Annotated in this window: 9 protein-coding genes; 5 read left to right on the top strand and 4 right to left on the bottom strand. The window is 34.4% G+C overall.

The features are described from left to right. Window positions 1-160 precede the first annotated feature (160 nt). Window positions 161-562, bottom strand: coding sequence for a DoxX family protein (locus tag GQ598_RS09460; protein WP_160403906.1), 402 nt, complete (start codon window positions 560-562; stop codon window positions 161-163). A gap of 140 nt (window positions 563-702) precedes the next feature. Here GQ598_RS09460 and GQ598_RS09455 point away from each other — a divergent pair, with 140 nt between their 5' ends. The 4 genes from GQ598_RS09455 (at window position 703) to GQ598_RS09440 (ending at window position 4,753) form a co-directional block, all read left to right on the top strand. Continuing rightward, a complete protein-coding gene (locus tag GQ598_RS09455; protein ID WP_160403905.1) occupies window positions 703-1,614 on the top strand; it encodes a LysR family transcriptional regulator in 912 nt (303 codons plus the stop codon). A 143-nt stretch (window positions 1,615-1,757) separates the two neighbouring features. Beyond that, the gene (locus GQ598_RS09450) at window positions 1,758-2,339 is read left to right on the top strand and encodes a hypothetical protein (protein ID WP_160403904.1); all 582 of its coding nucleotides are present in this window, start codon (window positions 1,758-1,760) and stop codon (window positions 2,337-2,339) included. A gap of 69 nt (window positions 2,340-2,408) precedes the next feature. Continuing rightward, entirely contained in the window at window positions 2,409-3,248 is an 840-nt protein-coding gene (locus tag GQ598_RS09445; RefSeq protein WP_160403903.1) for an SDR family NAD(P)-dependent oxidoreductase, read from the top strand. After that, on the top strand, window positions 3,245-4,753 hold the full coding sequence (locus GQ598_RS09440) for a class I adenylate-forming enzyme family protein (RefSeq protein ID WP_160403902.1): 1,509 nt from the start codon (window positions 3,245-3,247) through the stop codon (window positions 4,751-4,753). The genes GQ598_RS09445 and GQ598_RS09440 overlap by 4 nt, the downstream gene beginning before the upstream one ends. Window positions 4,754-4,772: 19 nt before the next feature. Here the strand turns inward: GQ598_RS09440 and GQ598_RS09435 are convergent, their stop codons facing one another. Further along, window positions 4,773-5,165, bottom strand: a complete 393-nt coding sequence (locus GQ598_RS09435) for a SulA-like leucine-rich domain-containing protein (protein WP_091347113.1) — start codon at window positions 5,163-5,165, stop codon at window positions 4,773-4,775. A gap of 105 nt (window positions 5,166-5,270) precedes the next feature. Next, window positions 5,271-5,648, bottom strand: a complete 378-nt coding sequence (gene crcB, locus GQ598_RS09430; RefSeq protein WP_160403901.1) for a fluoride efflux transporter CrcB — start codon at window positions 5,646-5,648, stop codon at window positions 5,271-5,273. A 191-nt stretch (window positions 5,649-5,839) separates the two neighbouring features. On the opposite strand from crcB, the gene GQ598_RS09425 reads away from it, so the two are divergent. Continuing rightward, window positions 5,840-6,454 carry a riboflavin synthase subunit alpha gene (locus tag GQ598_RS09425; RefSeq protein WP_160403900.1) on the top strand — a complete coding sequence of 205 codons (615 nt, stop codon included), beginning with the start codon at window positions 5,840-5,842 and terminating at the stop codon, window positions 6,452-6,454. Window positions 6,455-6,588: 134 nt separating this feature from the next. On the opposite strand, the gene GQ598_RS09420 is transcribed toward GQ598_RS09425, so the two are convergent. Next, a complete protein-coding gene (locus GQ598_RS09420) occupies window positions 6,589-6,969 on the bottom strand; it encodes a DUF805 domain-containing protein (RefSeq protein ID WP_160403899.1) in 381 nt (126 codons plus the stop codon). Window positions 6,970-7,035: the final 66 nt, after the last annotated feature.

The raw sequence follows: 7,035 nt of genomic DNA, 5'->3' as shown, positions 1-7,035 counted from the left end.
ACGAACAGATAAAGAAAATACAATATCTATTGAACACACGCCCAAGAAAACGGCATAAGTTTAAAAGCCCTGCCTCCTTTTATTCGAAGGAGCTAAGAAAAATTGCACTTCATGGTGTAATCTAGGGTTTTTTAACCTTAAAAAACGCTAGTTTTACCTACTAATATTCCCTATTTTTAGATAACACACTAAACCGACCACTTCCCAGCAATGCTAAACTGAGTGCTGTTAGCGCCATAAAAGCAGGATACTCCCAACCGCCGCCAGCATTGCTAAATGACCAGCCATTCACCGAGTGAATAAAAGCAATGACAACCATTTGAATTACGGTTAATGAACTAACAATGCGAGTTAAGATGCCTAAAAGCAATAATAAGCCGCCGCCAATTTCAAATACCATCGTCAAATAACCAACAAACCCCGGAAAGCCAATTGATTCAAAGTATTGTGCTGTGCCTGCTGGAGTAAAGACGAGTAGTTTGGTTAATCCGTGTGCCAAGAACATGACACCTAATGCAACTCGTAACATGAGTGAGGCTAGATCGGTTTGATATTGTTTCATTTAATTTTTCCTGTAAGTTAATTATTGTGATTGATTAGCACTATTTGTTTATATTAATAGTTATTTTTTTATAGATAAATAAGCTATTATGTGACTTATTGTCATAATAAGTGGAACAATTGCTTGGTAGGTGAAGGCAGATGGATAGATCTAATAAATTACTAGAAATGATGGTCTTTGTGATGGTGGTTGATTGTAATAGCTTTGTTGATGCTGCGGTTAAGTTAAAGATGTCTAAGCAAGCGGTGTCACGTTACCTTCAAGCGTTAGAAGATCGCTTGCAAGTACGGTTATTACAACGAACCACGCGCAAAATGGTTATCACTCTTGAAGGGCAAACTTTTTATTTGCAAGCTAAAGCCATAATTAATGCTACTGAAGAAGCAGAAAACAGCCTCACTTTAGATCACGCAAGTCCACAAGGTATACTTCGGGTTAATGTGCCCGTTAGTTTTGGAATTTTACATTTAGCGCCTTTATGGCAAAAATTTATCGATAAGTACCCTAAGATTGAGCTAGATATTACGCTGTCAGATCGTGTAGTTGATCTGCTTGAAGAGGGCTACGACCTTGCTGTTCGAATTGGTCGGTTAGAAAACTCCTCGCTAATTAGTCGTAAACTGGCAACCACGCAAATTATAGTTGCCGCTTCGCCCGATTATATCGCTAAATATGGCATGCCGAATGATCCTGATGATTTGTTCAATCATAAAATTGTGATGTATAGCCAGTGGGCTAAAAAGGAGCAATGGCATTTTTATAAAGATAATGTCGATCTGTCGGTTAATTTAAAGGCGAATATCTATTGTAATAATGGTGATACTTGTCGTCAGATTATGTTACAAGGGGGCGGTATTTCGTTGCAACCTGATTTTATTATTGGTCAAGATATTAAAATAGGGCGGTTGGTGCGTGTTTTGTTGGATTATAAAGTTGAGGATTTGAACATTTATGCGGTTTACCCAAGCCGTAAATTGTTACCACTCCGAACGCGTTGTTTAATCGATTTTTTGATTAGTGAGCTAAAAGATTATCAATGGTCAGTTAGTTGAAAAAACAACAGTGATTGTTTGAATTATTTTTTAAGTTCATATAATTTATATCAAAATTATGCAGATATTGTTAGGCTATTTTGGATTGTAAAAAATGGACAAAATAATGATGCATATAATATATTGAAAGCAGGAAGGTTATAATGAAAGGATTTATTTTTATTCTTATTTTTTGTCTTTGTGGTTGTGCACATAAGCAAGTCAAAATTTTGCCAACCAATGACACTATTATAAAATTAAAAGTAGATGAAAACACTGGTATTATTGCCGAGTCAGAACAATACTCATACCAATTTACTCATCCTGATGCGTTAAAAAAACTGAAAAATTATCGTGATTTTTTAGCCGAATATAAAAATGATGTTGAAAGTGTATCAATCATTTTTTATCAAGATAATTTAGATGGTGAAATTACTGCTCAGTATATTAATTTTATCCCAGAAAATAAGAGATTAAGTGATAAAAAGTTACTCGAAAAGTATAAATCAAATGTGATCTTGAAAAATGGTTATTATCAAGTGTTATTTACAACAAAAGGAAATGTTTATAAGCAAGCCAATACATTGTCTGATCAATATTTATTGCCAAAATCAATAACTGTATTAGTTAGACCAAATCACGAGATAGATTCGGATCTTGATATCAAAGGCGATGTGGCTGGATTGATTATATTTCCAATTTTTGTTCCACTGATGATGGTTGGTTGTTTAATGGGCCCTTGTTAAAGGGTCTATCATATTGACTTATTTAACATTAATTTTATACTGTTACATTAAAATACTGACTATTGATAGATGAAGATTTTGACTAACTTGCTTAATTGTCTCCTTTTCCCCATACGCAAACCTAATTTTTGTCAGTTAGAGCAGTGTTTACGGCATAAAACTATTATTATTACAGGGGCGAGTTTTGGGATTGGTGAAGCTTTGTGCCATCTTTTATCCGATATTGAGTGTCAACTTATTTTGGTAGCTCGAACTGCAGATAAATTACAATTAATTGAGCAATCGTTATCTAACAAAAAAGCAAAAATCGATCTGTTTTGTGCCGATTTGCGTGATGTTGAACAGTTAGATAGTTTTATTGCTTATTTAGCGTCTTACCATGTTGATGTATTTATTAATAATGCTGGCATATCGATTTGCCGTCCAATTATGCAATCGCTAGATCGTATGCATGATTTTGAAAGAACCATCAAGCTAAATTATTTGGCACCGGTCAAATTGTGTTTGGCGTTAATTCCTAAATTACAACAATCTAAAGGGCACATTGTTAACGTGTCGGCTATAAATGTGCTGTTAGCACCAACAGCTAATTGGGCGGCTTATCAGGCGTCTAAAACTGCTTTTGATCAGTGGCTACGCTGTGCCAGTAGTGAGCTTGAAAACCGGCAAATAAAAGTTTCTACAGCTTATTTGCCTTTGGTTAAAACCCGAATGATAGCGCCAACCAAAATCTATAAAAAACTACCTGCACTGCAACCCTGTCAAGCAGCAACCATTATTAGCCGTTTGCTTGTTAGCCAAAAACGTCAATATAAACCATGGTGGGTTATTATTGGACAACTTGCTTCAGTTATTTTTAATGGCGTATGGTGCAAATTAAATTCTTATTATATTAAGAAAAAACAATGATAAAATCGATTCTAGCCTTGTATAAAACGCAATTGTTGACTTTTAAAGGTATTTGGCATTTATTAGCTAGTATTCGCCTTGTCGGTATGAATTTAATGGCTTTACTTTATGTTCGTCAAAAGCTTTGCCCTGAGCAAATTGCGATTAACGAAGATGGTGTTTGCATTAATTACCATACGCTTTATTCTCAATCTCAACATTTGGCAACGCAATTAGCGATGTATTGTGGTATTAAACCTCATCAAAAAATTGCTATTATCGCAAGTAATCACGTTAATCTTGTGCATACAATATTTGCCGTTGCAAGGCTTGGCGCTGATATTTATCTATTAAATACGGAGTTATCGGCAACACAACTTAATGATATTAGCAATAATGTACAATTTGATTGGATTATTCATGATCCAGAAATCACCAATCTGCCACCCATCAAAGCATTGCCGACTTACCATGAAAGTAAGCAGTCCGTTGATTCCTTGTTAACTGCCTTACCGCTAATGCATCAAACTAAAATTAAAGTGACCCACTTTTCAAAAATAACTGTTTTAACCAGCGGTACGACAGGGCGCTTTAAAATAGCTGGTCGTAGTAGTAAGGCGCAAAATTTTATGAGTCCTTTTTTTCAATTGCTAATTAAATTGAATCTTAGTCATTATAAAAAAATCTATATTGCAACGCCGATTTATCATGGTTTTGGGATAGCTACTTTATGTATGTCAGTATTGTTAGGTGCTACCATATTTTTAACCAAACGATTTGAAGCTTCAAAAGCGTGCCAATTAATTTCTTACAATAAAATCGAAGTGGTTACATTAGTGCCATTAATGTTAAATCGAATGCTAACATATTCTGAAGATCAACTTAAAAGCTTACGTTGTATTATCAGCGGTGGTGCTCCCATTACAGCAACGTTGGTTAAACAAGCTCTAAATTGTCTTGGTAAGATTTTGTTTAATTTATATGGAACATCAGAGGCAGGTGTTTGTATGATTGCCACCCCAGAGGATTTAGCCATCGAGCCAACTACAATTGGTAAACCACTTAGAGGTCTTTGCGCTAAATTAGTGACAAAAGAAAAGCGAAACGAGCTCTATATCAAATGTGCTTGGTCAACGCTAGGTAATCGTTGGGTAGCAACAGGGGATTTAGCCGATGAGGATACTAATGGGTATTATTATCTACAAGGTCGAGTAGATGACATGATTGTGTCTGGTGGCGAAAATGTTTATCCGTTTGAACTAGAGCAAAGCTTACTGTCGCATCCCGATATAAAAGATATCGCCATCATTAGTGTTCCTGATACAGAATTTGGGCAACGGTTAGTGGCTTTTGTTGTTTTAGTATCTAATACCAAAATAACCGAAACAGTACTAGTTGATTGGTTAAAGTCTCAAGTTGCCCGTTATCAAATGCCGAAAAAGATCGTCATTATCGATCAATTACCCATGACAGGGATTGGTAAAGTTGATCGGAAAAAACTCGCTCAATTGTATTTGTCTTCTTAATCATATTTTGTGCTTGATGCTATTGAATTAGTTGTCCACACTGTTCATCGTGAACTAAAAGCAAGCAGGTATTGCTTGATAATACGGCTTGCTGTAATCGCTGTTTGTTTTGTTCATTAAGATCGTTAATACAAGCAACGATATAACTACAAGTTTTGCTTCGTAAAGCCTTTTCTATCGTCGATATTAAATTTTCATTTTTTAAATTACTTAAATGGACAACTTTTTGTTTGTCTAGGCCTGCAGTATTGATCCATGAACGTTTTAACATTGGACGATCTGATAACCATAATTGCCATTTTTTGGCTTTATTCAATGATTTTAATAAAGGTCGCTGTTGTTGTAACAGTTGTTGGAAAGGAGATTCAAAGTGAATAGCCATAAGTTGTTGCGATGAATGTTCAATTAACATAATAACCTCAATACTGTTTCTATATACAGTGTATATTAATACAGTATTTTGGCGTTGTAAACTCTATTTATGATTATTTTTTGTATTATTTCCAATTGAATTATCTTAAGAACGTAAATATTGATACGATAAAATACCTAAAAATGTCATTAAAACTGAACCAATTACATGGATCAATATTGTTGCTAAGCCCCAAGATATTCGACCTTCTTGTAAAAAGTTAACAATTTCAGCTGAAAAGGTTGAAAAGGTTGACAACCCACCGCAAAAACCAGTTATGACAAGTAAACGCCATTCGGCGGAAAGGTTAGAGTGGTTAAAAAAGGCAATAGCAAAGCCAATAATATAACCTGCAACTAAATTAGACAGTAGTGTGCCTAGTGGAATTGCAAAAGCGATAATATTCAATTTAAGCGATAAAAACCAACGCAATAAACCACCTGCCACAGAGCCGACTGAAATGGCTAAAATTAGTTTTAACATAATAATGTATCCTTGCCCATACACTGAAATAGAAAGTTACTTTATAACAGTGAAATAAGAATTTGTTATCGATATCAATAGTAATTGATCAATAAATATATAAAACGATCATACCAGTAGAAAATAGAAATAGGAAATTCTAATCAGATTACGATAGAATATTCAATATTAAGAATAATTGAGGTATATATATGTTTACGGGTATTGTGCAAGGCGTTGGTCAGATTATTGATATTGTAGATAAAGATAAATTAAGAACGTATAAAGTCAAATTGCCCAATAAATTAATGTATCACCTTGAAATTGGCGCATCTGTTGCCAATGATGGTTGTTGCTTGACAGTGACAGGTTTTGGGCAAGATTGGGTGTCGTTTGATATTATGCAAGAAACCTTAGCATTAACTACATTAGGTGATAAAAAAATCCAAGATTTTGTCAATATTGAACGTAGTGCTAAATATGGCGATGAAGTTGGTGGGCATATTATGTCTGGTCATATTTCTTGCACAGCAACGATTGTTAATATTGAAAAAACTGCAACCAATTGCCAAATGACGTTACAGTTACCACCACAATTTAGCAAATATGTATTATACAAAGGCTTTATTGGCATCGATGGCGCTAGCTTGACAGTTGGCGAAGTTAGCGATAATTGCTTTCATATTCATCTAATCCCCGAAACACTTGCAATTACTACATTAGAAGCTAAAAAAGTTGGAGATAAAGTTAATATCGAAATCGACTCACAAACTCAAGCGATTGTTGATACCGTTGAGCGAGTATTAGCAACAAAAAATTTGCATTAATTAAATCATTGAAATGCCAAGCTGAGACTTATTTTAAAATCTAGAATAAAGGGTTAGATAAAATAGTTAAGAACGAGAAATTGAATATAGATAAAACTGCAATCCCTCCACCTTGCGGGTGAAGGGATATTTTGTTATTTTGATAATGTTCTTGGGTTAGGTCCGTATTGGTTTTCACCTGGAGTTGGTTTTATTATTAAACATGCAATTATTATAGCTCCTGAACAGAGAAGATAAACAAAGCACCACAGACCACTTTGACCTATATCATGTAATCGTCTAACATTGTAAGACAATGTTGCAAGAAAAGTGGTGATAAAAATCAACATTACACAGAGCCCTAGTAAAGCTGATGGTAATATATTGTCCAGATTGAATAGCAATGAAAAAGAGAGGTACATTACTATAAATTGGATAAGAAGAAAAAATCCAAATTCACTACGAGTTGAACGTCCTTTATAACAAAATATTTTTTTATAGCCATCAAGCCATGAATTAATTGCTTTACCTAACACTTAATACCCCTTATTTATTAAAAGCTTCGTAACAATATGATAAATTAAGCTTTATTTCAAATTCTT

Source organism: Gilliamella sp. Pas-s95, from assembly GCF_009795795.1.
Lineage (GTDB): Bacteria > Pseudomonadota > Gammaproteobacteria > Enterobacterales > Orbaceae > Gilliamella > Gilliamella bombicola.
This window is presented reverse-complemented; position numbering and strand designations above follow the sequence as displayed.